This window comes from Puia sp. (assembly GCF_036500295.1).
Classification (GTDB): domain Bacteria; phylum Bacteroidota; class Bacteroidia; order Chitinophagales; family Chitinophagaceae; genus Puia.
The window spans coordinates 15,999-39,591 of record NZ_DASYCH010000070.1 but is presented as its reverse complement, the minus strand read 5'-3'; the positions used below and the strand labels follow the sequence as shown (position 1 = coordinate 39,591).

Annotated in this window: 16 protein-coding genes; 9 read left to right on the top strand and 7 right to left on the bottom strand. The window is 54.8% G+C overall.

Features of this window, described 5'->3' with window-relative positions; genetic code table 11:
* Positions 1-18: 18 nt before the first annotated feature.
* Positions 19-1,791 (bottom strand): arginine--tRNA ligase, encoded by a 1,773-nt coding sequence (argS, locus tag VGM48_RS14000; RefSeq protein ID WP_331580101.1) that lies wholly within the window; start codon positions 1,789-1,791, stop codon positions 19-21.
* Between the two features lie 101 nt (positions 1,792-1,892).
* Here argS and VGM48_RS13995 point away from each other — a divergent pair, with 101 nt between their 5' ends.
* Complete coding sequence (locus VGM48_RS13995) at positions 1,893-2,384, top strand: GtrA family protein (RefSeq protein WP_331580099.1); 492 nt, start codon at positions 1,893-1,895, stop codon at positions 2,382-2,384.
* Positions 2,385-2,426: 42 nt separating this feature from the next.
* Here VGM48_RS13995 and VGM48_RS13990 read toward each other — a convergent pair whose 3' ends face one another.
* Positions 2,427-2,840 carry a VOC family protein gene (locus VGM48_RS13990; protein ID WP_331580097.1) on the bottom strand — a complete coding sequence of 138 codons (414 nt, stop codon included), beginning with the start codon at positions 2,838-2,840 and terminating at the stop codon, positions 2,427-2,429.
* Positions 2,841-2,881: 41 nt separating this feature from the next.
* Complete coding sequence (locus tag VGM48_RS13985) at positions 2,882-3,346, bottom strand: AraC family transcriptional regulator (RefSeq protein ID WP_331580095.1); 465 nt, start codon at positions 3,344-3,346, stop codon at positions 2,882-2,884.
* Between the two features lie 105 nt (positions 3,347-3,451).
* Between VGM48_RS13985 and VGM48_RS13980 the strand changes: the two genes are divergently transcribed.
* Positions 3,452-4,825: an HAD-IB family phosphatase gene (locus tag VGM48_RS13980; protein ID WP_331580093.1), complete on the top strand. Its 1,374-nt coding sequence runs from the start codon at positions 3,452-3,454 to the stop codon at positions 4,823-4,825.
* 162 nt (positions 4,826-4,987) lie between these two features.
* Complete coding sequence (gene dnaK / locus VGM48_RS13975; protein WP_331580091.1) at positions 4,988-6,904, top strand: molecular chaperone DnaK; 1,917 nt, start codon at positions 4,988-4,990, stop codon at positions 6,902-6,904.
* Positions 6,905-7,396: 492 nt separating this feature from the next.
* On the opposite strand, the gene VGM48_RS13970 is transcribed toward dnaK, so the two are convergent.
* Positions 7,397-9,178, bottom strand: a complete 1,782-nt coding sequence (locus VGM48_RS13970; protein WP_331580089.1) for a MutS-related protein — start codon at positions 9,176-9,178, stop codon at positions 7,397-7,399.
* Positions 9,179-9,191: 13 nt separating this feature from the next.
* Positions 9,192-9,344: a hypothetical protein gene (locus VGM48_RS13965; protein WP_331580088.1), complete on the bottom strand. Its 153-nt coding sequence runs from the start codon at positions 9,342-9,344 to the stop codon at positions 9,192-9,194.
* 76 nt (positions 9,345-9,420) lie between these two features.
* On the opposite strand from VGM48_RS13965, the gene VGM48_RS13960 reads away from it, so the two are divergent.
* Positions 9,421-12,093 (top strand): 4-alpha-glucanotransferase, encoded by a 2,673-nt coding sequence (locus tag VGM48_RS13960; RefSeq protein ID WP_331580086.1) that lies wholly within the window; start codon positions 9,421-9,423, stop codon positions 12,091-12,093.
* Between the two features lie 56 nt (positions 12,094-12,149).
* Here VGM48_RS13960 and VGM48_RS13955 read toward each other — a convergent pair whose 3' ends face one another.
* The gene (locus tag VGM48_RS13955) at positions 12,150-14,072 is read right to left on the bottom strand and encodes a T9SS type A sorting domain-containing protein (RefSeq protein WP_331580084.1); all 1,923 of its coding nucleotides are present in this window, start codon (positions 14,070-14,072) and stop codon (positions 12,150-12,152) included.
* A gap of 254 nt (positions 14,073-14,326) precedes the next feature.
* Entirely contained in the window at positions 14,327-15,004 is a 678-nt protein-coding gene (locus VGM48_RS13950) for a T9SS type A sorting domain-containing protein (RefSeq protein ID WP_331580082.1), read from the bottom strand.
* Between the two features lie 212 nt (positions 15,005-15,216).
* Between VGM48_RS13950 and VGM48_RS13945 the strand changes: the two genes are divergently transcribed.
* The 5 genes from VGM48_RS13945 to VGM48_RS13925 all read left to right on the top strand — a co-directional run bounded on the left by VGM48_RS13945 (position 15,217) and on the right by VGM48_RS13925 (position 23,589).
* Positions 15,217-16,251, top strand: a complete 1,035-nt coding sequence (locus VGM48_RS13945; RefSeq protein ID WP_331580080.1) for a dipeptide epimerase — start codon at positions 15,217-15,219, stop codon at positions 16,249-16,251.
* A gap of 142 nt (positions 16,252-16,393) precedes the next feature.
* A complete protein-coding gene (locus VGM48_RS13940; protein WP_331580078.1) occupies positions 16,394-16,918 on the top strand; it encodes an RNA polymerase sigma-70 factor in 525 nt (174 codons plus the stop codon).
* A gap of 62 nt (positions 16,919-16,980) precedes the next feature.
* On the top strand, positions 16,981-18,021 hold the full coding sequence (locus tag VGM48_RS13935; RefSeq protein ID WP_331580076.1) for a FecR family protein: 1,041 nt from the start codon (positions 16,981-16,983) through the stop codon (positions 18,019-18,021).
* A 149-nt stretch (positions 18,022-18,170) separates the two neighbouring features.
* On the top strand, positions 18,171-21,680 hold the full coding sequence (locus tag VGM48_RS13930; protein ID WP_331580075.1) for a SusC/RagA family TonB-linked outer membrane protein: 3,510 nt from the start codon (positions 18,171-18,173) through the stop codon (positions 21,678-21,680).
* A 13-nt stretch (positions 21,681-21,693) separates the two neighbouring features.
* On the top strand, positions 21,694-23,589 hold the full coding sequence (locus VGM48_RS13925; RefSeq protein ID WP_331580074.1) for a RagB/SusD family nutrient uptake outer membrane protein: 1,896 nt from the start codon (positions 21,694-21,696) through the stop codon (positions 23,587-23,589).
* The last annotated feature ends 4 nt before the right edge of the window (positions 23,590-23,593 follow it).

The window sequence follows — 23,593 nt, the reverse complement described above, 5'->3', positions numbered from 1 at the left end:
GGCCGCAGGGGCCGCCACTTACATCCGCTCAGGAACGCGGATGCCAAGCACATTCATCGCATTGCGGAGGACGTTGGCCGTCAACTGGCAAAGCCGGAGCCGCAGGGCTTTCTTCTCCGGTGTTTCGGCGTTGGCGATACTGTGCTCCGCATAAAAAGAGTTATAGGTTTGCGCCAACTGATAGGCATGTGCCGCGATGACAGACGGACTCATTTCGGTGCAGGCCTGTTCCAGGACCGCGGGAAACTTCTCAAGGGTGATGGTAAGCGTTTTTTCCAGGGGCAGGAGAGGACCACGGCCGGGCTCACCCGCAACCGCTTCCTTCCGCAGGATACTCCTGATCCGCGCATACGCATATTGTATAAAGGTGGCGGTATACCCATGCAGATCGATGGATTCTTCCGGATTGAAGACCATCTTCTTTTTTGGATCCACGCGAAGCAGAAAGAATTTCAACCCGCCGATGCCGATGATGTTGAAGAGATCTTCCAGCTCATCAAGCTTGAAATCGCCCGTCTTTCCCAACTCCTTTGTCTTGCGTTCGGCCTCGGTGATCATCTCATCAAGGATATCATCGGCGTCGACGACGGTGCCCTCCCGGGTCTTCATCCGGCCCGTCGGCAGTTCGACCATCCCATAGCTGAGGTGGAAGATGCCGTCGGCGGCGGGGAGGCCCAGCTTCTGACAGATCAGTTTCAGCACCTTGAAGTGGTAGTTCTGCTCGTCACCGACGACATAGATGCTTTGCTCGCAGTGGAATTCTTCCTGTTTTTTCACCGCCAGACCGATGTCCTGGGTCATATATACCGCCGTGCCGTCACGCCGCTGAACGATCTTCTGGTCGAGTCCGTCCGCGGTGAGATCGATCAGTACGCTGCCGTCATCCTGTTTGATAAAAACGCCTTTGCTGAGGCCCTGGTCGACGAGCTCCTTGCCGAGGAGATAGGTGTTACTTTCGTAATAGATCTTATCGAAGTCGCTGCCGATGCGGCGATAGGTCTCATCAAAACCGGCATAGACCCAGGCGTTCATCTTCTTCCAAAGCCCGATCACCTCCGGTTTCCCGGCCTCCCAGTCGACAAGCATCTGCTGCGCGGCCTTCATGATGGGCGCTTCCTTTTCCGCCGTCTTCTGGTCCATGCCGCCGGCGATGAGCTCTGCCATCTGCTTCTTGTGCTCGTGACCGAAGAGCACATAATAGTCCCCGACAAGATGGTCGCCCTTGATGCCGGTGCCTTCGGGTGTGGCGCCCGCCGCGAAAAGCTGCCAGGCGATCATGCTCTTACTGATATGGATACCGCGGTCATTGGCGATACAGGTCTTCACGATATCGAAGCCATTGGCTTTATAGATCTCCGCAATGCTCCAGCCGAGGAAGTTGTTTCTCAGATGGCCAAGGTGCAGCGGCTTATTCGTATTGGGCGAGGAATACTCGACCATCACCTTCCGGCCATTGCGCGCTTTGCGGCCAAAATCGGGATTGTCATAGGCGGCCCCCAGAAAGTCGAGCCAGTACCCATCGGCGATGGTGAGATTGAGAAAGCCCTTGATGACATTATAAGCGGAAAAGAGTTGCGGATTCGCGGTGACGAGCGCATGACCGAGTTCGTTTCCCAGATCTTCGGGCTTTTTTTTCAGTTGCTTCACAAAAGAGAACAACACCACCGTATAATCGCCTTCGAACTCCGGTTTGGTTTCGTTGACGAGGATCTCGGCGGCGGGTAGTCCAAATTGATATTCCCGTTGCAGTGCTTCGCTGGTCGCCGTCCTGATCTGGCTGATAAGTTCCATTTTCTCGTTAATTGGCTGCAAAAGTAAGACATGTTGCCCGTTTTTGACGTTTTGTAAGTATCTTTGCGCCTTAAACCAGGTACCTATCGGGACATTTTGTGATGGCACAGCTACTGAAAAAATGGATTGTCGATCTTATTGATTTCTTTTATCCGCCGTTCAGCCGGCTGATGCCATTACAGACCTTTCGTTATGCGGCCTGTGGGGGAACCAGCACGCTGCTCGATATTTTCATGTACTGGTTCAGTTATAACTTCATTCTCCACCAGCGGCCCGTCCATATCGCAACGCTTACCATCTCCGCCTATATCGCTTCGATCGTCATGGCTTTTTGTATCAGCTTCCCCACGGGTTTTATTCTGAACCGGAATATCGCCTTCCCCGGGAGCACACTCCATGGAAGAGTACAGCTTTTCCGTTATTTCGTGCTGGTCGTGATCTGTCTGTTGTTGAACTATATCTTCATCAAGCTCTTCGTCGAGCAATTTCATATCTTTCCTACCATCGCCAAAATATTGACAACGGTCATCGTCGTCTGCTTCAGCTATGTGACCCAGAAGAATTTCACGTTTAAGATCGAAGAAGAGAAATAGCCCTGGCGTCACCGTGTGCCGCCGCGGGCCATCGGGGGATCGCTATTTCGGCTGGGTCATACTGAACCAGTTGCCCAGTCCATCACTGAGGATGACCTCCGTTCCATAAAATTGTTCCTTGGGCTCGCCCTTGAACTCAACGCCCTTTGTTTTTAGTTCCTCATACGTGGCGCGGCAGTCGGGAGTATGAAGAACCCCCGCGCCGAGCGCACCCTTTTCAAGCAGCACCCGGAAGGCGTTTGTCGTTTCTTCATCGTATTTCATCATCCCGGAAAGCGGGTTCAGCAGGGCGATCTCCAGCGCGGGCTGGTCGGGAGGGGTGATGGTCAGCCAGCGGAAACCATTCTCCATTTTCGCATCGGTGTTGACTTTAAACCCCAATTTGTTGACATAAAAATCATAGGCTTTGTCCTGGTCGAGCACAAAGAGCGTGAAGTGGGAAACTTTAGTGATCATAATTTGTTATTTTGGTGAACCGGCGGTTCGTTTTGATAAAGCTAGGGCAGGGGATCGGCAGAGGCTTCTTGATTCTTGCTATTTATAGTTGCTGAATCCGCGGCGCAGTTTTCGATGAAGCAGTGGGGTATAAAAGAGCGGGGCTGGGTAAGGGTTTGCCGCCGGAGTTCATGGGCCCGAACGCGATAATGCGCCGGGGCATGACCGATCTCTTTTTTGAAGAGAGTACTGAAGGAGCCGATGCTTTCAAAGCCTACCTCGTTGCAGATCTCTGTTACGGTCAGCTCGTTGGCGGCAAGACACTGTCTGGCCTGTTCGATCCTTTTGCGGGTGAGGTACTGATGGGGGGTCAGCTGATAGATCCGGGTGAACAGCCGGTGAAAATGATACCGGGACAGACAGGCCTCCCGGGACAGGCGATCGAGGTCGATCGGTTCCGTGAAATTGCCATCGATATACAGCTTAGCCGTAACGATCTTTTTATATACGTCTGAGGCAATGGGCATTAATCAATTTTAATGGCATGATTTTCGGGGCTACAGGAAACAAATTTAGTAATTTTGCCCCTTGCTTCAATGTCTTCAATGTCTTCAATGTTTTAAACAATGCCTATGGTTACAGTAATCATTCCTGCTCTTAATGAAGAAAAGACGATCGGCCAGGTTATCAGACAGGCCAAGCGGAATGAGCTGGTGGATGAGATCATCGTAGTGGATGATATGTCGGGAGACAATACGATCGCGGAAGCGAAGAAGGAAGGGGCCAGGGTCATCACCAGCACGCATGTGGGTAAGGGTGATTCGATGCGGGAGGGCATGCTGATGGCCAGGAACGAGATCCTTGTTTTTCTCGAGGCGGACACGCCCAGCTTTGAAGAGGATTTCGTGGGCAAACTGACCGCCCCGCTGATCGCAAACGAAGCGGATTTTGTAAAATCCTATTCCGAACGGCAGAGCGGACGCATCGCCGAGATCCTTGGCAAGCCTTTACTGGAAGTATTCTTCCCCCAGCTTTTAAAGTATAAGCAACCCCTGAGCGGGATGATCGCCGGCAGGAAGTCCATCTTTCAGAAAGTGGAATTCGATAACGACTATGGGGTCGATATCGGATTGCTCATCGACCTGCACCAGGTGCGGGCGCGGATCGCCGAGGTCTGTATCGGCGAGGTGGAGAACGACCGCCAGCCCCTGCATGTGCTGGGACGGATGGCCAAGCAGATAGCCAATGCCATCTTCAAACGGGTGAACATCTTCGACAGCAGCCACCGTGAAGAAGAGCAACCCCCGCACCTCATGCGCGAACAGGTGGAGTTCGCACTGAAAGAAATGGTCCGCCAGCCGAAGAAGATGATCGTCTTCGACATGGATCATATCCTGCTGCAGGGAAGTTTTATCCGGGCGGCGGCCGAACGGTTCGGTTTTACCCGCGAGTTGAACGATATCCTCTCCCAGCCCAAAAGCAATTATATAAAGACGCAGAAGATCGCCCGGCTGCTCGAAGGCCGGACCTTTGCCGAACTGATCCACGTCGTGGAATCCATCCCGCTCATCGGGGACGCCGTCCACGTGATCCGGGAGCTCCAGGTCAAGGGGTATGTCTGCGGGATCATCAGCGACAGCTACCATGCCATCGCCAACCACGTCAAAAACCTGCTGGGGCTTGATTTTACCCTGGGCAATGAACTGGAATTCCAGAAAAGCGTGGCCACGGGGGAGGTGAAGATCCCCTCTCAGTTGCTGAAAGACAGGTTTAGCCAATGCGACCATGACCATTGCAAGTCCAATATGTTCCAATATATCCTTCACCGGTTCGGCATCAGCCTGGCGGATTCCGTGGCAGTCGGTGACAGCGAAAACGACATTTGTATGGTCAAAATGGCGGGCACGGGCATTTCCTTCAATTCCCAGACCCCGTCGCTGGACGAGGTGGCCGATTATGTATTCCGCGGGGATTCCTTGAAGCCGGTCTTGGAGGTGGTTAGATGAACCCGCCTTTGGCGCCCAACACATTCTGTCTGCGGCGCTTATATTTGGCCTTCGGCCTGACAGCCTCCGGCTGTCACTGTGTCATTTCCACCCCCCGTGGCATAATGATTGACAATGCTATGAGGATTAAAACTTACAAACCTTTAAAATCATATCAACAATATGGGAAAAATCATAGGAATTGACCTCGGCACCACCAATAGTTGTGTGGCCGTTATGGAAGGAAATGAGCCCGTGGTGATCGCCAATGATGAGGGCCGTCGTACGACCCCGTCGATTGTGGGTTTCCTGAAAAACGGGGAAAGAAAGGTCGGCGATCCCGCCAAACGCCAGTCCATTACCAACCCGATCAACACCATCATGTCCGTAAAACGGTTCATGGGCCGGCGTTATGACGAAGTGACCAACGAGATCACCCATTGGAGCTATAAGGTTGTCAAGGGTGACAACAACACCGTCCGGATCGATATCGACGGCCGGTTGTATACGCCGCAGGAGATCTCCGCGATGATCCTACAGAAGATGAAAAAGACGGCCGAAGATTATCTCGGCCAGGAAGTGACGGAAGCCGTGATCACGGTTCCTGCCTATTTTAACGACGCTCAGCGTCAGGCGACGAAGGAAGCCGGGGAAATTGCCGGGCTGACCGTTCGCCGGATCGTCAACGAGCCCACGGCGGCTGCACTGGCCTATGGGCTGGACAAAGCCGGCAAGGATGAGAAGATCGCCGTATTCGACCTTGGCGGTGGTACCTTCGATATCTCCATCCTGGAACTGGGTGACGGCGTATTCGAAGTAAAATCCACCAATGGCGACACCCACCTGGGTGGCGACGATTTTGATAAAGTGATCATGGACTGGCTGGCCGACGAATTCAGGAAAGACGAGAACGTCGATCTCCGCAAGGACCCGATGGCGCTCCAGCGTCTGAAGGAAGCCGCCGAAAAAGCAAAGATCGAGTTATCCTCTTCCAGCGAGACAGAGGTGAACCTGCCCTATATCACGGCCATCGACGGAGTGCCCAAGCACCTGGTGAAGAAGCTGACCCGCGCGAAATTCGAGCAGCTGGCCGATACGCTCTTCGAAAGATGTCTGAAGCCCTGCGAACAGGCGTTGAAGGACGCCGGTGTATCGGGTGCGCAGATCGACGAAGTGATCCTCGTAGGTGGTTCCACGCGTATCCCCAAAGTGCAGGAGATCGTCGAGAAGTTCTTTGGAAAGAAGCCCAATAAGGGTGTGAATCCTGATGAGGTCGTGGCCGTTGGTGCCGCTATCCAGGGCGCCGTTCTCACCGGTGAGGTGAAGGATGTGCTCCTGTTGGACGTGACGCCGCTGTCCCTCGGCATCGAGACCATGGGCGGTGTAATGACCCGGCTCATCGACAGCAATACGACGATCCCAAGCAAGAAGTCGGAGACGTTCTCTACAGCCAGCGACAATCAACCCGGCGTACAGATCCATGTCATGCAGGGCGAGCGTCCCATGGCCAATCAGAACAAGAGCCTTGGTACCTTTAACCTCGACGGAATTCCTCCGGCCCCGCGCGGCGTACCGCAGATCGAAGTCATCTTCGATATCGATGCCAACGGCATCCTGCATGTAACGGCCAAGGATAAGGGCACGGGCAAGGAACAGAAGATCCGCATCGAAGCCGGCAGCGGCCTCAGCAAGGAAGAAGTGGAGAAGATGAAAGCCGAAGCAAAGGCAAACGAATCCTCCGACAAGGCAGCCCGCGAAAAAGTGGACAAGGTCAACCAGGCCGACAGCCTCATCTTCCAGACGGAAAAACAGCTGAAGGAGTTTAGCGATAAACTGCCCGCGGACAAGAAGGCGCCCATCGAGGCAGCACTCGGCAAACTGAAGGAAGCGCAGAAGTCACAGGACATTGCCGCCATCGACGCCGCTGTTGCGGAAATGAACAACGCCTGGACGGCCGCTTCGGAAGAAATGTACAAGGCTACCCAGCAAGCAGGCGGCCAGCCCGGTGGCCAGTCAAGCGGCGGCGGACCTAACGGCGGCCAACAGGCGAATGCCGGTGGGGAAAATGTCACGGACGCCGAATTTGAAGAAGTGAAGTAAGTCATTGACTATTAGATATTTTTCAAAAGGGCCCCGATTTTCGGGGCCCTTTTCTTGCTTTTATCAAAAAAAGTCGTACTTTTGCATCCGAATCGAACAATCAAACGCGCGTCTAGCAAGTTTGCCACTTCACAAGTACTTTGTCGACCGACACTTCTTTCAACGATTCTCAAGTGTTCTTGTCTCCACTGATTGTTCGGAATTAACTCTAAAAATGGAACATTTATGAAAAGTGAATTAGTGCACTCTATTGTGCAAATGGAACCTGCTATCCTAAAAAATTGGATGACCGAAGTAAAAGAAACCGTGGCGACAGATGTCGCAATGCGCAGAACGAACAAAACTTCGTTGCACCTGCATCTTTGGGCAATACGCCGTAGGGGACGCTATGCGTCCAACGCTCGACGGAAGCCCGGCATTATCACCGGACTCGGTTACTAAAGGATATGGTTATGTAGCAAAGGCCCACCGATCGGTGGGCCTTTTTTGTGCCTAGATAATGTCCATCTTCCTCATCAGGAAGGAAGCATTGCGATTACGGGCGATGCCGCGCTGGAGCTGGTAGTTGAAATGCAACTCATCATTCTCGATCACGCTCTCGAAGCAATAGTTTGTGATAAGTCCCGCTTGCTCCAGCGAACCCAGCGTAAGATCATGCGTCGCGAACAGCGAGAGACAACGAAATTGAATAAGCCGCCGGATAAAATGCTCGGAGCCGAAGGTCTTGTCTTCGGAGTTGGTGCCGCGGAGGATCTCGTCGATAAGAACGAGGGCGGGGGCGCCGGTTTGCAGGCGGTGGACGATCCGCTGCAGTTTCTTTAGTTCGGCCATGAAGTACGAGGTCTGGTCCAGCAGGGAGTCGTCGATCCGCAGCGAGGTGAGCAGGTGCATCGGTGTAAACGAGAAACTGGCCGCGCAGACCGGCATGCCGCATTGCGCCAACAGGAGGTTGACGCCGATGGTCCGCAGGAAGGTGGTCTTCCCCGACATATTGGACCCCGTGACGAGGATCAGCCGTTCGCCCCGGCCGAGCGTGCAGTCATTGGCGATACGCCGTTCAGCGGGGATCAACGGATGCGCGAGCCGGGTCGCCTCGATAAATAGCGTCTCAGCAGTCCCTTCCGGTGATGGATAGTGGTAGTCCGGATAGTTGAAGGCAAAGGTGGCCTGGGAATTCAGCCGTTCGACGGCGCCGACGGCCTCCAGCCAGTCGATGAAATTGGTGCGGTAGGCTTCTTTCCAGCGTTCCAGCGCGATGACACAATGCAGGTCGTAGAGAAGAAAGGTGTTCAGGAAGAGATTGACCAGCCCATTGCTGCGGTGATCGAAATAGTTGGCGAGGCTGGACAGCCGGCGGATGGCGTTGTGCGCGGTAACCGTCCGGTCACGCAGTTTTTGGAGGGCAAGCGAGTCCCCGGCGTCGACGGTATTGAAGACGGCCAGGATGCCGGCATATTGATCGAGAAGCGGTTTCTTGTTATCGATGAGTTCGTGCTGCTGGCCGGTGTACTTGCCGTAAAGGACAAGGACGAGCCGGGAAATAAGCACCCCCAACAGCAGCAAGGTATAGTTGTTGCTGACCATCCAGATAGCAATAGCCGTCAGGTTAAGGCCCATCAGCAGCGCGATCGCCGCAAGCCGGAGCGGTTTTCGGTTGAAGATCGCCGGAGTCTCGAGCCATCGCCGGAAGCCGCCGCTGTCAAGATCGATGGCCTTGCCTTCATTGAGCAGCCCATGAGCGGTGATCAGCTGCCGGGAATCGGTCTGGGGGGCGAGGGTTTGGATGGCCGCCTGCTCCTGCAGGATGGCCGCCGGGTCGAGCAGGGGTTGACGAAGGGCCTGCGCCAAAAATTCCCGCCCTTTGACAGTCGACGTGCGGTTGAGCACGTGAAAAAGGGAATGGGGCCCAAAGACATCCAGGTCGTCGAGATAGCCTGTTGTGTCCAGGAAGGCAGCTCCGTCGGCAAAGGAATTGGCCTTACCGCTCAACCGGTCCAGCTCGTTCACATTGACGAAACGCAGCTTCTGAAGAAGCAGCCGCTGCTCCTTCCAACGATAGTGAATATTGACACAGAGGATGAAGGCGGCGAGCAGCGCGATAGCGAGGATCACCAGCAGGGGAGAAGACTCCCGGACAATGGCGTAGATGGTAAAACCTAACCCGGTAAACAAAGCAAGCCGGACGACAGCCATGCCGTTCAGCCGGTTTTGGATGGCCCGGATCTCTTCGTCGCAGGCGGCGATCTTTTGCTTGTAGAAGCTATCGGTAGACAAAGTGTTCGACAGGCTACATAATGTCCATCGCCTTAACAAACGAAGTGGCGACGAAAGGAATGATCAGCGTCAAATATTCGAAGTGGGAGGCAATAGCCCAGGCAAAAGCGGCAGTGGAAACGAAAAACAAAAGCCAGTAGGGAGCGGTACTCTTCTTTTGTGCCATGAGATCAAGAATTTATGCGAAAGTAAGTCAAAACGGTCATTGAACCAAAGCCAAAAAAATCAATACCTTCGAGGCCATGAAATTGGATTTCTATCTTCGATTTTATACCCATCCCGGCCAAACGATCCTGCTGGTAGGCAATATCGCCCAACTGGGAAACAGTCTTCCTGCCGGGGCCATTGCACTCAACTATGTGAACGGCGATTTCTGGCACGGAAGCATCACCCTCTCCGCACCCCCCGCGGAACCGATCCACTATCATTATCTCCTCCGCAATACCGACGGCACCCTGACGGAAGAGTGGGGCGACGATCGAACCATCGACGCGCACTCCATCACGGCCGCCGAGATCCAGATGATCGATACCTGGAACTTCGCCGGCGAGTTTGAGAACGTATTCTTCACCTCGCCCTTTCTGGACGTCCTGCTGCCCCATCATAAAGCCGTTCGCAAGTCGGCGCCGAAAGGCGCGATAACCTATATCTTCCGGGTCAAGGCGCCCCTCCTGCAAGAGAACGAGGGGGTCTGCCTGCTCGGCAATGCGACCGGGCTCAACGACTGGAAAGAGGAAGAGCCGCTGCTGCTGACACCCACCGGCGACTGGTGGACCATCGCCCTGCCCCTGTCCCCCGAATCCTTCCCGCTGGAATATAAATACGGCGTCTATCACAAAAAGGAGAAAAAACTGACCCGCTGGGAAGCAGGCCCCAACCGCTATGTCCCCGGCGATTCCCGGCCCGATAAGGTGAGCATCCTCCACGACGGGTTTATCCACCTCCCCAATACGGATTGGCATGGCGCCGGGGTCTCGATCCCCGTCTTCAGCCTGCGCAGCAAAGAGTCGATGGGCATAGGCGAGTTTACCGATCTGCAAGGGTTGGTCGACTGGGCCGTCAAATGCGGATTAAAGCTGATCCAGCTGCTGCCCGTACAGGATACCTCCGCCAACCACAACTGGATGGACTCCTATCCCTATGCCGCCATCTCCGCCTTCGCCCTCCATCCGATCTATCTCAACCTGGAAAAATGCGCCGGGAAGAAGAATGCCGGCCTGATCAAGCCGCTGCATAAAAAGAAGAAAGAACTAAATGCCCTTCCTCAACTCGATTACGAGCAAGTAATTAATATTAAGCTATTAACAGCCAAAGAGCTATACGAGTTACAGAAAGAAGAATTTGAGAAAGATCCGGATTTCCTCGAATTCTTTGAACGCAACCGGGACTGGCTGGTGCCTTACGCCGCCTTTTGTTATCTGCGCGATAAGCATGGAACTCCGGACTTTACACAGTGGACCCTCCACAACGAATATGACGCGGAAGCGATCCGCAAATATACCGCACCCGGCAAGCCGCATCACGATTCCATTGCTCTTCAATATTTTATCCAATATCATCTCCATATTCAATTGAGAGACGCCGTGGATTACGCTCACGAACAAGGTATTGTGGTAAAGGGAGATATCCCGATCGGCATCTATCGCTATAGCTGCGACGCCTGGGTCAGCCCTCGGCTCTATCACATGGAAATGCAGGCCGGAGCGCCCCCGGACAACTTCGCGGTAAAAGGACAGAACTGGGGTTTCCCGACCTATAATTGGGATGAGATGATGCAGGACGGCTATGCCTGGTGGCGGCAGCGGTTTAGCCATATGCGCAACTACTTCGACGGGTTTCGGATCGACCATATCCTCGGGTTCTTCCGGATCTGGAGTATCCCCATGGACGTAGTGGAAGGGATCCTGGGGCATTTTGAGCCCGCGATCCCGGTACACCGGGTGGAGTTTGATCAGCGCAATATTGGGTTCGACCACGACCGCTATACCCGGCCGTTCATCAACGACGCCGTGCTGTGGGAGATCTTCGGACAGGATGCCGACAGGGTGAAAGAGCAGTACCTCGATGCGACGGGGAATGGGTTTTACACGCTGAAAAGCGTCTTTTCCACCCAACGGAAAATTGAGGCAGGGGTGAGCGACGAGACCCTGCGCAACGGGCTCTACGATCTTGTCACCAATGTGATCCTGCTGGAAGTCGAGGGGTCGGGTGGAGACCAGTTCCATTTCCGTATCTCGATGGAGCAGACCTCCTCCTTCCGCTACCTGGAATGGCATATTCAGCAACAGCTAAAAGACCTTTACGTCAATTATTTCTATAGCCGGCAGGACGATTTCTGGCAGCGGGAAGCGATGCGCAAATTGCCCGCGCTGAAGCGGGCCACCAATATGCTCGTCTTTGGCGAAGACCTGGGGATGGTGCCGCGAAGCGTTCCCGACGTTATGCGGCAATTGGGCATCCTCAGCCTGGAGGTCCAGCGGATGCCGAAGAATACCAGCCGGCCCTTTGCCCGGCCCGCAGAGGCTCCGTATCTCTCGGTGGTGACCCCTTCGACCCATGATATGAGTACGATCCGCGGCTGGTGGGAGGAGGACCGCGAAGGGATCCAGCGTTTCTTCAACCAGGAACTGCGCCAGTGGGGCGAGGCGCCGGTCTTCTGCGAGCCCTGGATCAACAAGGCCATCGTGCTGCAGCATCTCCATTCCCCCGCACAATGGGCGATCTTCCAGTTGCAGGACCTGATGGGGATGAGCGAGCAGTTCCGTCGCGAAAACCCGCATGACGAACGCATCAACGTGCCCGCCAACCCACATCATTACTGGCGTTACCGCATGCACCTGACCCTGGAGGAACTGCTGGCGGAGAAGGCGTTCAACGCCGACCTGCGCAGGGAGGTGGAAGCCAGCGGACGGTGACCCCCGCGGCCGAAGCCAGCGGACGGTGCCCCCCGTGGAAGCCAGCGGGCGCTATCTTATTGTTTGTAGATCTCCTTCGTAATATGGATGCCGTCGGCGCCCCTTATCTCCACGAAATAAACACCCCGGCTAAGTCCGCTGACAGAGATGTCGACGGTAGTGGACGCATTGGCAGTAGTGGCCTGCGTGACCATCCCCTGGCTATTCAGCAACCGGATCCCGATGGTTCCGCTGATGTGCGTGAAAACAAGGTGCAGCCGGTCGGCCACGGGGTTGGGATATACCGACATCGTGAGGGCAGCGCCGCCTGCCGTTTCAAAGGTAAGGACCCGGATAGCGGAATAGGTGGTGGTGCCGTCTGCGTCGACCATGGCGAGCCGGTAGTAGTTCTTCCCGGCAAGCGGATGTCCGTCGGTAAACGTATAGTCATCGCTGTTGGCATTCCCGGCAACAGTTCCAATAGAGGCAAAATCAGCACCGTCGGCCGCCCGCTGGATCTCGAAATGGCTGAAGCCGGCGGGCTGTATGGCGGTGAATTCCAGAACGGCCGTTTGCTCCTGTTGAGTAGCCGTAAATGAAGTGAGCGTTACAGGCAGGACGATGGGCGAAGTGCTATAGGCAATAGTATAGTAACCGGTGGCGAGGCTGGAAGCCGCGGTCCGGAAAGAGACCGTGCTGCCGGATACCGTCGTTGCAGTGGTGGTGATCAGCTGGTTCGTGCCGGTGGCGAAGCTGCCGTCCGTCGCATTGTACACCAGCGCATAGACCGCCGTGCCGGACGGAGCGGATAACGCGCTGTTATAATCCGCGAAATTGAAGACGACGGTGACGTTCCCGGCGGCGGTGCCACTGGTCCGTTGCATCCTCCAGCTGCGGTTCCAGCGGGAGATCGCACTGCCGCTCATGAGGCCGGGCAGGGTGGTGTTGCTGATCACGGTGTTGTTCTGTGCGTTGTGTGCGGCGGCCAGGTACCCTGCACTGTGCAGGAAGTCGGTCGTAGTGGTACCGCTGCTAAAACCCAATCCATCCGTCGAGCCGGCGACCGTCGCCAGCGCATTATCCGTGCTGCTGGTATAGCCGATGGCCACCAGGTTCGTCGTATAGGTCGTAGCAGAAGCCGGAGTATAGATATCGGTGCTGACCGATTTGTTCCAGGACGTCGAAAGATAGTTTTCCAGGATCACCCGCTGCGTGCTGTTCATCGCCGTATTGTAAAGGAGGATCTCGGACATCGTACCGGAAAAATAATCATCCGAGGTCCAGTTGCTGCGGCCGATATAGTTGCTCGACCGGCTTGTCGCCGCGGGCAGATACGTCTTGCTGGAACCCGCCTGGCCCGAAGCCGTCTGGGAAGCACCGGCGATATAGTGGTTGACGTTCGTCAGGTTGCCGGCCGTGCCGCCCTGTTGGATCGATTCGAACAGATTGGCAGCACCGTTGGTGATCGCTCCGGTGGTGGTATAGGACTGGTCACCGCTGTTGTTTTTCCAACCTTCATAGTAAAGATTGGCGGTGGCGCCATAACGGCCCATCATAAAATTGTCGTCGCCGTCGCCATTGCCGAAGTCGAAGATCCGCTGCCAGCCATAGCTGGATCCAGGCGCGTCGAAGGAAGCCATGGCAAAAGCGCTGACGCCGTTGGTAAACGAGAGCGTATTGGACAAAGTGCCGAGACTGAGGTATTGTGAGTTGTCGCCGTTGAAGCCGATGGCCGGCTTGTTGTTCGGGCTGGCCGTAGCGCCATAAACAGGACGGCTCGAGCTGCCTGCCGTTGCATCGTTGCCCTTCCCGCTGAGGTCCGACCATTGGGACACCTTACCGGCGCCATTCCGGGAAACGGAGCCGCTGTTAGCGGCATTCAACCAAAGGAAGAGATTTGTCTTGCCGAGCCCACCGGGGTAATAGTTCTGCGCCGGAGCCTGCAAAATAACGATCAGCAGGAAAGAAAGAATCAGGGCTTTAGAGTAGAGATGTTTCATAGTAATCGGATATGCCAATAGATAGGCAAAGCCCTTGCTAATTTTCAACGCACTAATAGTCAAAAGATTAAAAATCCGAGGTCGAAAAAAACTTCCCGCACCGGGAACGGTTATCATTTTTGGGAACGCCCATACCTTCACCGACGCAACAGGAAAGGCCGGCAACCGGAAAGGCCGGAAACTAGAACGGCCGGCTCACCATTGTGAAACCGGCCGCGGGGAAAGGGGTTTATTTTTTCAGGCTTGATTCTCTCTTACATCATTTTTACGAAGGGCTGTACAAACTGGGTAGAACCTTCACGGTTGGTTACCTTCAGAAAGTAGTTGCCATTCTTCAGACCGTTAAGGGCGATGGTCTGCTGGTTGACACCTGCAAACAGCTGCTGCTGGGTCGTATAACAAACGACACCGGCTAAGTTATAAACCTGTACGACGACCTGTTGGGGAGCTGCACTGTTTACGCTGTAGTTGAGGGTGGAAATGGCAGGGTTGGGATAAACGGCCATCTTGGGCGTGGCGTTCTCTACCGCACTACTATAAAGATTAACAACCTTGGAATACCGGGTGATACCATCGCGATCAACCTGACGAAGACGATAGTAATTGTTGCCGCTGAGCATATGACCATCGGCGAAGTTGTAAGTGGTCATATTGTTGTTGTTGAGACCGTCAACAACGCTGATGGAATCATAACCACCCATATCACCGGAACGCTCGATCACAAACCATTTACAGTTGGTCTCGTTTTCCATAACCCAGTTCAGCAGGGCGGCGTTGTCATTGACCTGACCATCGAAGCTAAGCATCAGGGCAGGGGTGACACCATTCTTGGCGCTGGCAGTCTGAGCAGCGACGGGGGTAAGACCGGCAAACAACAGAGCAGCGGCAAAAGCCAGGCGGAAGAGTTGGGTGGTGGCGGTGATACTTTTCATGTGGGTACGATTCGTTTGTATCCCTACTCATGCAAAACGGTGCCAAAACACAAGATTTTGATCGAGAATGACTTGCGAGCATGCCAAAGTCCAAATCGTTCCCAGGATTGGAAAAATTTTCTCATTTCTGCAAAAAAGCGCGTATAAGCCCGCATTTGCACGTAATTTCCGAAGGCCTCCCCGTTTGCGTTTATGACGTACATTTGCCCCCCATGATCTGCACGTATTACTCTTATCAACTTCCTTTCAGACACCCCTTTACGATCTCCAAAGGTACCAAGACCCATCAGCCGACCCTGGTGGTGGAGCTGGAGCATAAGGGGCTGAAAGGATACGGCGAGGCGCCGGCCATTACTTATTATCACCTGCCGGTGGAGAAGATGATCGCCGATCTCGAGGCCCATAAATCCATGATCGAGCGGTTTGCACTGACCGATCCGCAGCGGTACTGGCATTATCTGCATCATCTCCTGCCCCAGAACCCCTTTTTGGTCTGTGCGCTGGACATCGCCGCCTGGGATCTCTTCGGGCAGCAGGTAGGCAAGCCCTTGTTTGAATTATGGGGCCTCGATCCCACAAAAGGCCCGCAGACCGATTTCACCATCGGGATCGACACGGTCGACAAGATGGTAGCCAAGATGAAAGAACGGCCCTGGCCTATATATAAGGTAAAGCTGGGGGTCCCGGATGACCTGGCGATCATGGCAGCCCTGCGTCAGCATACCGACGCACGGTTTCGCGTCGATGCCAACGCCGGCTGGACGGTGGAAGAAGCGTTGGAAAAGATCCCGCAGCTGGCCGCGATGGGCGTGGAGTTTGTAGAGCAGCCGCTGGCGAAGGATAACTGGGAAGGGATGAAGCTGTTGTACCAACAATCGGCGCTGCCGCTCATCGCCGATGAGTCCTGCGTATCAGAAGATGATGTCCAACGCTGTCACGGATACTTCCATGGCATCAATATAAAGCTGACCAAGTGCAGCGGACTGACACCGGCGCGCCGGATGATCGAAACCGCCCGGAGCCTGGGGATGAAGGTGATGGTGGGGAGTATGAACGAGAGTACGGTGGGCAGCGCGGCCATCGCCCACCTGCTGCCGGCAATAGATTATGTGGATATGGATGGGCCGCTTCTGCTGACGCAAGACGTAGCGACAGGCCTTTCATTCGACAACGGCAACGTCACCATTCCCCGCGGTCCCGGATTAGGTGTCAATTTTACAGGTCTAAAAGTAGGTATGAACACATAGTGGAAAAAATATCTGCGACCGATGTAGCGATATTTCATAAAAGGTTGTTAACTTTCCTTTAACACCACTGAGGAAGCTCGATCTTTTGGACCAACTTGCTGCTATATCGGAAATACAACTGCGAATCGCCTTATACGAGGATATGAAGGCGTATAGGCGGTTGTATGAACTCCTCTCCGAAAGGATCTACCGTTTTTCCTACTCCATGGTGCGGTCACCCGAGGTGGCCGAAGAGATCGTCTCCGATGTCTTTATAAAAGTATGGCAGATGCGGGCCCGGCTGGCGGAGATCGCCAACCTGCGGGTCTATCTCTATACCATCGCCCGGAATTTCTCCCTTAATTATCTCTCCCGGAATGCAGACGGCAGGGTCATCGGACTCGATAACCTCGACAACGGCGCCTTTGTCGAGGGAAGCAGTCCCGCCGATCTCTGTATCTCCGCCGATCTGGCCAACCAGATGCGCCGCATCGTCCAGCAGTTGCCGCCGCAATGCCGGATCATCTTTCAACTGGTGCGCGAAGAGGGTCTTCGTTACAAGGAAGTAGCTGCCATTCTGGATATCTCTCCCTATACCGTCCGAAATCAAATGGCCATCGCCGTCCAGAAGATCGGCGAGGCTCCCCTTCTAAAAGATATTTTGTCGGCCTTTGGTACATACGACTGAGAACCCGTGTCTATGTGGGTATATCCACACTTGCCATGAGGGAAGATCAGTTTTGGTTATTGATGAGTCTTAAGCTTTCGGGAGAAGCCAACGCCGAAGAATTGGCGACGCTGGACCGTTTGCTCGGAGACCATCCCGAATGGAACGCCCGGCTGGAGGCGATGGGGGAGTGGTGGACACACGCCGCGCCCGGCAGCCCCCGGCTGAAAAAAGGCGCCATGCAGCGGCATCTTCAACGATTGAACCAAAGCGAGCACCTTCCTTCGCGCGGCCCGCGCCGCCGGCGATTTTTTCTTTTTGCCCTCGGCATCGCCGCTTCGCTGGCAGGTTTTTCTTTCTTTGCCTATCAATGGCAATCGACGTCCAAAAAGCCGGCGCCGGCTCCTGTCGCCACCAATAGCGTGAGCACAAAACCCGGTTCCAAATCCAAGATACAGCTGCCCGACGGAACACAGGTTTGGCTGAATGCCGACAGCCGCCTTGTCTATAGCGAGAGTTTCACCGGCGCCGCAAGAGAAGTGCAGCTTTGCGGCGAAGCCTATTTCGACGTGGTGAAAGACCACCGACACCCCTTTATCATCCATACCAACGCCATCAACGTGCTGGTGCTGGGCACCACATTGAATGTGCGGTCCTATGCCAACGAAAAGAATACGGAAGCCGTCCTGATCCACGGGTCGGTGGAGGTCACCCTCAACAGCGATCCCGCAAAAAAGATCCTGATGAAACCCAACGATAAATTAGTGGTAAAAAACGATAGCCGGCCCCGCCTGTCCACTCCCGGCAAGCCGGTAAGTTCAACCACAGAGGCTCCCCGCGTGAGTCTTCTCAAAGCGCATTACAAGGATAAGGACAGTATCGCAACAGAGGTGCTCTGGGTGAAGAATAAACTGGCCTTCGACAAAGAAAGCCTGGAGTCCGTCGCCCTCAAGATGGAGCGCTGGTTCAACGTCAAAGTGAACATCACCGAAGACGCGTTGAAGCAAACCGAATACAGCGGGGTATTTGAAGAAGAAGCCCTGCCGCAGGTGATGGAGGCATTGCGGCTGACCGGGACTTTTCATTATTCCATCCGGCGACGGGTGGTTACGATACGACCTTGATTGACAAACCAAACCGAAATTGCTATATGAAAAAAGTCACCTAAAAGGAAATAAAAAAAGAAGCGGAGAATGATTGCAGCATCCCCCGCCTGAAAGACAATTCCTGCCGCTGAGCGGACAGGGCATTATCATTATTTCAAATCTAAGATATGAAAAAAACCGGAAGCGTTCCTTCCCCGGGCAGGATACGCCCATTTACCAAATACCTGCTGATGACCAAACTTGCCATTTTATGCATCTTCGCTTTATCCATGCAATCCTTTGCCAGGGGGTATGGACAGGGGAATATCAACCTTCGCCTCGAGAAGACGCAGTTGAAAAAGGTATTCAAGGCCATCGAGGATCAGGGATTCTTTCGTTTTGTCTATAAGGATGAGATCCTTCCCAAAGATCAGCGGGTGACCATCGTAGCCCAGCAGGCTTCGGTCGAGGAAGTGCTCGACAAGGTGCTGGAGCGGACCGGGCTTTCCTATCACCGCCTGAATGAGAATCTTATCGTTATCATGCGGAGTGGCGGGGAGATAACCGAAAAACCGCCTGTCGCGGTCAGGATCACCGGTAAGGTTATCAGTGAGAAGGGGGAACCCCTCAAGGATGTGACCGTGCAGGAAAAAGGCACCAACAACGGGACCACGACGAAAGAGGACGGTTCCTTTGCGCTGGATGTCACCAGTCCGAACGCGTCGCTGATATTCAGTTTTGTAGGTTACTCACCGCAGGAGTTCTCCATAAAAGGCAAGACCTCCATCGACGTAACGCTATTGGCCGGTGACAACCCCCTGAAAGATGTCGTCGTGGTCGGTTACGCGAGCCAGAAGAAGGTGACCGTAACGGGAGCCGTCGCCCAGGTCAAGGGTAGCGAACTCGAAAAATCCCCCACGGTAAACCTTTCCAACTCCCTCGTCGGCCGCCTGCCCGGCGTCTATGCCGTTCAGGCTACCGGTGAACCGGGCTATGACGGCTCTACCATCCGGATCCGGGGGACCAATACGCTTGGAAATACCTCGGCGCTGATCGTCGTCGACGGGATCCCGGATATCTCCGGCGGCCTGGAACGGCTGAACCCGGCGGATATCGAAAGCATGTCCGTACTGAAAGATGCTTCCGCCGCCATCTACGGAGCACGGGCCGCCAACGGCGTCATCCTGGTGACGACAAAACACGGGAAATCCGGGAAACCCCAGGTCTCCTATACCTTCAATCATGGCTGGGCGCAGCCGGACCGCATTCCCAAGATGGCCACGGCCACGGAATATGCCGCCATCAACAACGAGACCACCATTTATGATAATATCGACCCGGCAGAATGGGCCGCGGCCCAGTCGGCTTTTGCATCGGCCGGTAAATACACTACACAGGCAGGTAGCACGATAACCGCTCCTTTCCAACCCGGGGATATCCAGAAATACAAGGACCACTCCGATCCCTGGGGCCATCCAAATACCGATTGGTTCAAGACCACACTGAAGACCTGGGCGCCTCAGGTGCGGCATACCCTGCAGATCAACGGGGGCAGCGAGTCCATCCGCTATCTGGGTTCGGTGGGCTATGAGGACCAGGACGGCTACTATAAGAATTCTGCCACGGGTTACAAGCAATATGATATGCGGCTCAACGTAGACGCCCGCATCAACAAATGGATCACTACCGGGATCAACCTGACGGCCCGTGAAGAGTTTCGCTTCTTCCCAACGCAATCTGCCGGTTCCATTTTCCGGATGCTGATGCGCGGCCGCCCGACAGACCCCGAAGTATGGCCCAACGGCCTGCCGGGTCCGGATATCGAGAATGGCCAGAATCCCATCGTGATCACCACCAACCAGACCGGATATGACAAGGATAAAAGAGATTATTTCCAGGTGAACGGTAGGGTCGAGGTCACGGTCCCCTGGGTGCCCGGTTTGAAGATAACAGGTACCGCCACCGCCGATAAAGAGAATCAGCTGCATAGAGTATGGCAGACGCCCTGGTACCTGTATTTCTGGGATCACTCCACATTGCAGGCCGACGGAACACCCTTGCTGACAAGGAGCCTGCGGTCCACCTTTACGAGTCCGCAGTTGAACGAGACAAATTTCAACTACCTGAATATTCTGTTGTCGGGATTTGTCAACTACGACAAGACCTTTGGCGATCACACCCTCAACCTGATGGCCGCCGTCACCAAGGAAAAGGATAACGAAGACGATTTCAACGCCTACCGGACCAACTTCATTTCTTCGTCCATCGACCAGCTTTTTGCCGGTGGCGCGCCACAGCAGAATGTGGGCGGGTCGGCCTATGAGCGGGCGAGACTGAGCTATTTCGGCCGTGCTGCCTATAACTATAAAGAGAAATACCTTGCGGAATTCCTGTGGCGTTATGATGGTTCCTACCTCTTTCCCGCGGCACACCGTTTCGGATTCTTCCCCGGTGTGCTGGCGGGCTGGAGAATTTCGGAGGAGAACTTCTGGCGGCCGCTCGCTAAAACGGTCAATTACCTCAAGCTCCGCGCCTCGTGGGGCCAGATGGGGAACGACCAGGTATACTATAATAACGTCCTGCAGGAGTATCAGTACCTGGCTACCTATGGCTTCAACGCGTATACGATCAATAACGCAGCGGCCACCACATTGCAGGAAACCGTCGTGCCGAACCCGAATTTCACCTGGGAGGTGGCAAACAATTCGAATGTCGGCATGGAAGGTCAGCTCTGGGACGGCAAGGTGAACTTCGAATTTGATTATTTCTACAACCGCCGCACGCATATCCTCTGGCGTCCGCAGGGCTCGACCCCGGCCTCCAGCGGTATAGCGAATATTCTCCCTCCCGAGAATATCGCCAAGACCGAGAACAAGGGGTATGAGTTCACGGTAGGCTACAATGGGCGCAGCGGAGACTTCACGTATTCCATAAGCGTCAACGCCGGTTACGCCAAGAATAAGATCCTGGCCTATGATGAAGCACCTGGCGCCCCCGCCTGGCAAAAGGCAACCGGTCATCCCTTTGCCGCCAATGGCGTCGCAGCCTTCCTCACCTATCAGTATGCCGGGGTCTTCAGAGATGCCAAAGAGATCGCAGCCAATACGATCGACTACACCGGCGTCACTCCCGCCCTAAAGCCAGGGGATATGAAGTTCAAAGACGTCAACCATGACGGGAAGATCGATGGCGATGACCAGTTGCGGATGAACAGCACGCCGGACCCGACTTTCACCGGCGGGGTAAACCTCCGGGCCGGCTGGAAAGGGTTTGACCTGTCCGTTCTTTTCCAGGGCGCAACAGGTGGCTTCCTGTTCATCGGGACCGAGTCGGGCGACATCGGCAACTACCTGCAATATTCCTACGACCACCAGTGGACGATCGACCATCCCAGCAGTGTGGATCCGCGGCTGGCCAACCGGAGCAATACCTACTATACCGGTGGCGGAGCATGGAACAACACCTATTTCCTGAGAAGCAGCAATTATCTGCGGTTGAAGAACGTGGAGCTGGGTTATAATTTCTCCTCGAAGCTGTTGCATCGTGCGAGTATCAGCAACCTGCGGATCTATGCCAACGGGCTTAACCTGATCACCTGGGACAAGATGAAGATCTATGACCCGGAATCCACCTCGGGGAACGGTCAGTATTATCCTCAGTCCCGGATCATCAATACAGGGGTAAGAGTCACCTTCTAAAAAAAGAAATTCTATGACACCAAAAATAAAATTGTTTGCCTTGGCCTTGCCCTTTCTCGCGGCACTGGTCTTGTTTGCCGCCTGTAGTAAGAAATTCCTGAACACTCAGCCGCTAAACCAGATCTCCTCGGAGGATACCTGGAAGGATGGGGGACTGGCAGCAGCCTTTGTAACCAATATCTATAACGGGCTGGCCAACGGCGGGTTCTTTGAACAGGAACTGGCCTCCCTCTCGGATGAATCGGTCTTCGTCCATCCGGGCCGCGGGATCAACACGATCAACGAAGGCACGCTCAGTCCTTCCAACCTGGGATGGATCGACCCCACCAACTACTGGGACAGTCTGTATTACCGGATCAGATCGGCAAATGTCGCACTCGAGAACCTGCGGAATACCACTATCACCGACAACGCGCTGGTCCAGCGGTTGCAGGGCGAAGCCCACTTTATGCGGGCCTATTATTATCACCAGCTGGTCCGCTTTTACGGCGGCGTTCCGCTGGTCGACCATACCTATGGCCTGAACGAGGACTATAGCATCGCCCGCAGCAACTTTTCAGACTGCGTCAATTTCATCGTTAAAGATTGTGACAGCGCCAACGCGCTGCTGACCGGGAAAACCCTCGACCGTGGACGCGCTACCCCGTTGGCTGCGCTGGCGTTGAAAGCCCGCATCCTTCTATACGCGGCCAGCGATCTGCACGATATCCCGACAGCCAAGGCCAAATCGGCAACCATCGCCGGCTTTTCCAATCCCGAACTATTGGGTTATACGAGCGGCGACCGCACGGCCCGCTGGCAGGCTGCGAAAGATGCCGCCTTTGCCGTCTTACAGGCAGGCAGCGGCTATATGTTGAACCTGACCGCGCCGGCTTCGGCAGCCGATGCCCAGAACTACTATACATCCATCTCCATGGGCGGTGGCAGCAATGCACCGGGGATCGACAAGGCCGCTTCCGTGGAGCTGATCTTCGAACGGGATTTCACCTCCCAGCTCGTCAGCGGCGGCCCGGGAACGGATGGCACCTCGGTAGGGCTGGACAACGGACCCAACGGATACCACAACTGGGCAGGCAATGCACCCATCCAGCAGCTGGTCGACGACTACGAAATGATGGACGCGACGGGTTCCAAATTCGACTGGACCAACCCGACCGAAGCGGCTGCCCCCTTTAAGAACCGCGACCCCCGTTTCTATGCCACCATCCTCTATGACGGCGCACCCTGGAAGCCCCGCGATAAGATCACCTCAAACCCCGACCCCGCCAACCAGATCCAAACCGGATCGTATGAGATGACACACGGTGGCGTACTTCAGGCAGGCCTCGATACCCGGCAAAGCCCGGTAGAGAACTGGAACGGTACCTGGACCTCCTATTACATGCGGAAATTCATCGACCCCGATCCCAATGTCGTGGATAACAATACCCGGCAATATGTTCCCTGGCCGGTCCTACGCTATACGGAAGCCGTTCTCAATTATGTTGAAGCCTGCATCGAACTGGGGAATAACACGGAGGCCCAGACCTGGATGAACAAGATCCGCTTCCGCGCAGGGATGCCGGCCGTCACGGAGACCGGGGACGCCCTGCGGCAGCGATACCGGAATGAACGAAGGGTCGAACTCGCCTATGAAGAGCACCGCTATCACGATGCACGTCGCTGGATGATCGCCCCGACCACGCTGGGAAGAAAGCTGCAATTCATCAATGTAGTAGGCACCCTGAAACCGGGGGCGCTCGCACCGTCGCCGTACAAACATGACGAGACCGACTATACGTATACGTATACACCATATACCGATAATTCACTGGAGAACCGGACCTGGATCGACAAGATGTATTTCCGGCCGATCAGCCGCGACGAGGTGAACAAGAATAATAAGCTCGTTCAGAACCCGGGATATTAGGAAC

Excerpts from the sequence above, each read along its gene's own strand:
- VGM48_RS13995 (WP_331580099.1), top strand. The coding sequence starts at position 1,893 with ATGGCACAGCTACTGAAAAAATGGATTGTCGATCTTATTGATTTCTTT.
- VGM48_RS13965 (WP_331580088.1), bottom strand. The coding sequence starts at position 9,344 with ATGGCACAAAAGAAGAGTACCGCTCCCTACTGGCTTTTGTTTTTCGTT.
- VGM48_RS13925 (WP_331580074.1), top strand. The coding sequence starts at position 21,694 with ATGACACCAAAAATAAAATTGTTTGCCTTGGCCTTGCCCTTTCTCGCG.
- VGM48_RS13955 (WP_331580084.1), bottom strand. The coding sequence starts at position 14,072 with ATGAAACATCTCTACTCTAAAGCCCTGATTCTTTCTTTCCTGCTGATC.
- VGM48_RS13930 (WP_331580075.1), top strand. The coding sequence starts at position 18,171 with ATGAAAAAAACCGGAAGCGTTCCTTCCCCGGGCAGGATACGCCCATTT.
- argS (WP_331580101.1), bottom strand. The coding sequence starts at position 1,791 with ATGGAACTTATCAGCCAGATCAGGACGGCGACCAGCGAAGCACTGCAA.
- VGM48_RS13940 (WP_331580078.1), top strand. The coding sequence starts at position 16,394 with ATGAAGGCGTATAGGCGGTTGTATGAACTCCTCTCCGAAAGGATCTAC.
- VGM48_RS13935 (WP_331580076.1), top strand. The coding sequence starts at position 16,981 with ATGAGTCTTAAGCTTTCGGGAGAAGCCAACGCCGAAGAATTGGCGACG.
- VGM48_RS13980 (WP_331580093.1), top strand. The coding sequence starts at position 3,452 with ATGGTTACAGTAATCATTCCTGCTCTTAATGAAGAAAAGACGATCGGC.
- VGM48_RS13950 (WP_331580082.1), bottom strand. The coding sequence starts at position 15,004 with ATGAAAAGTATCACCGCCACCACCCAACTCTTCCGCCTGGCTTTTGCC.
- VGM48_RS13985 (WP_331580095.1), bottom strand. The coding sequence starts at position 3,346 with ATGCCCATTGCCTCAGACGTATATAAAAAGATCGTTACGGCTAAGCTG.
- dnaK (WP_331580091.1), top strand. The coding sequence starts at position 4,988 with ATGGGAAAAATCATAGGAATTGACCTCGGCACCACCAATAGTTGTGTG.
- VGM48_RS13990 (WP_331580097.1), bottom strand. The coding sequence starts at position 2,840 with ATGATCACTAAAGTTTCCCACTTCACGCTCTTTGTGCTCGACCAGGAC.
- VGM48_RS13960 (WP_331580086.1), top strand. The coding sequence starts at position 9,421 with ATGAAATTGGATTTCTATCTTCGATTTTATACCCATCCCGGCCAAACG.
- VGM48_RS13945 (WP_331580080.1), top strand. The coding sequence starts at position 15,217 with ATGATCTGCACGTATTACTCTTATCAACTTCCTTTCAGACACCCCTTT.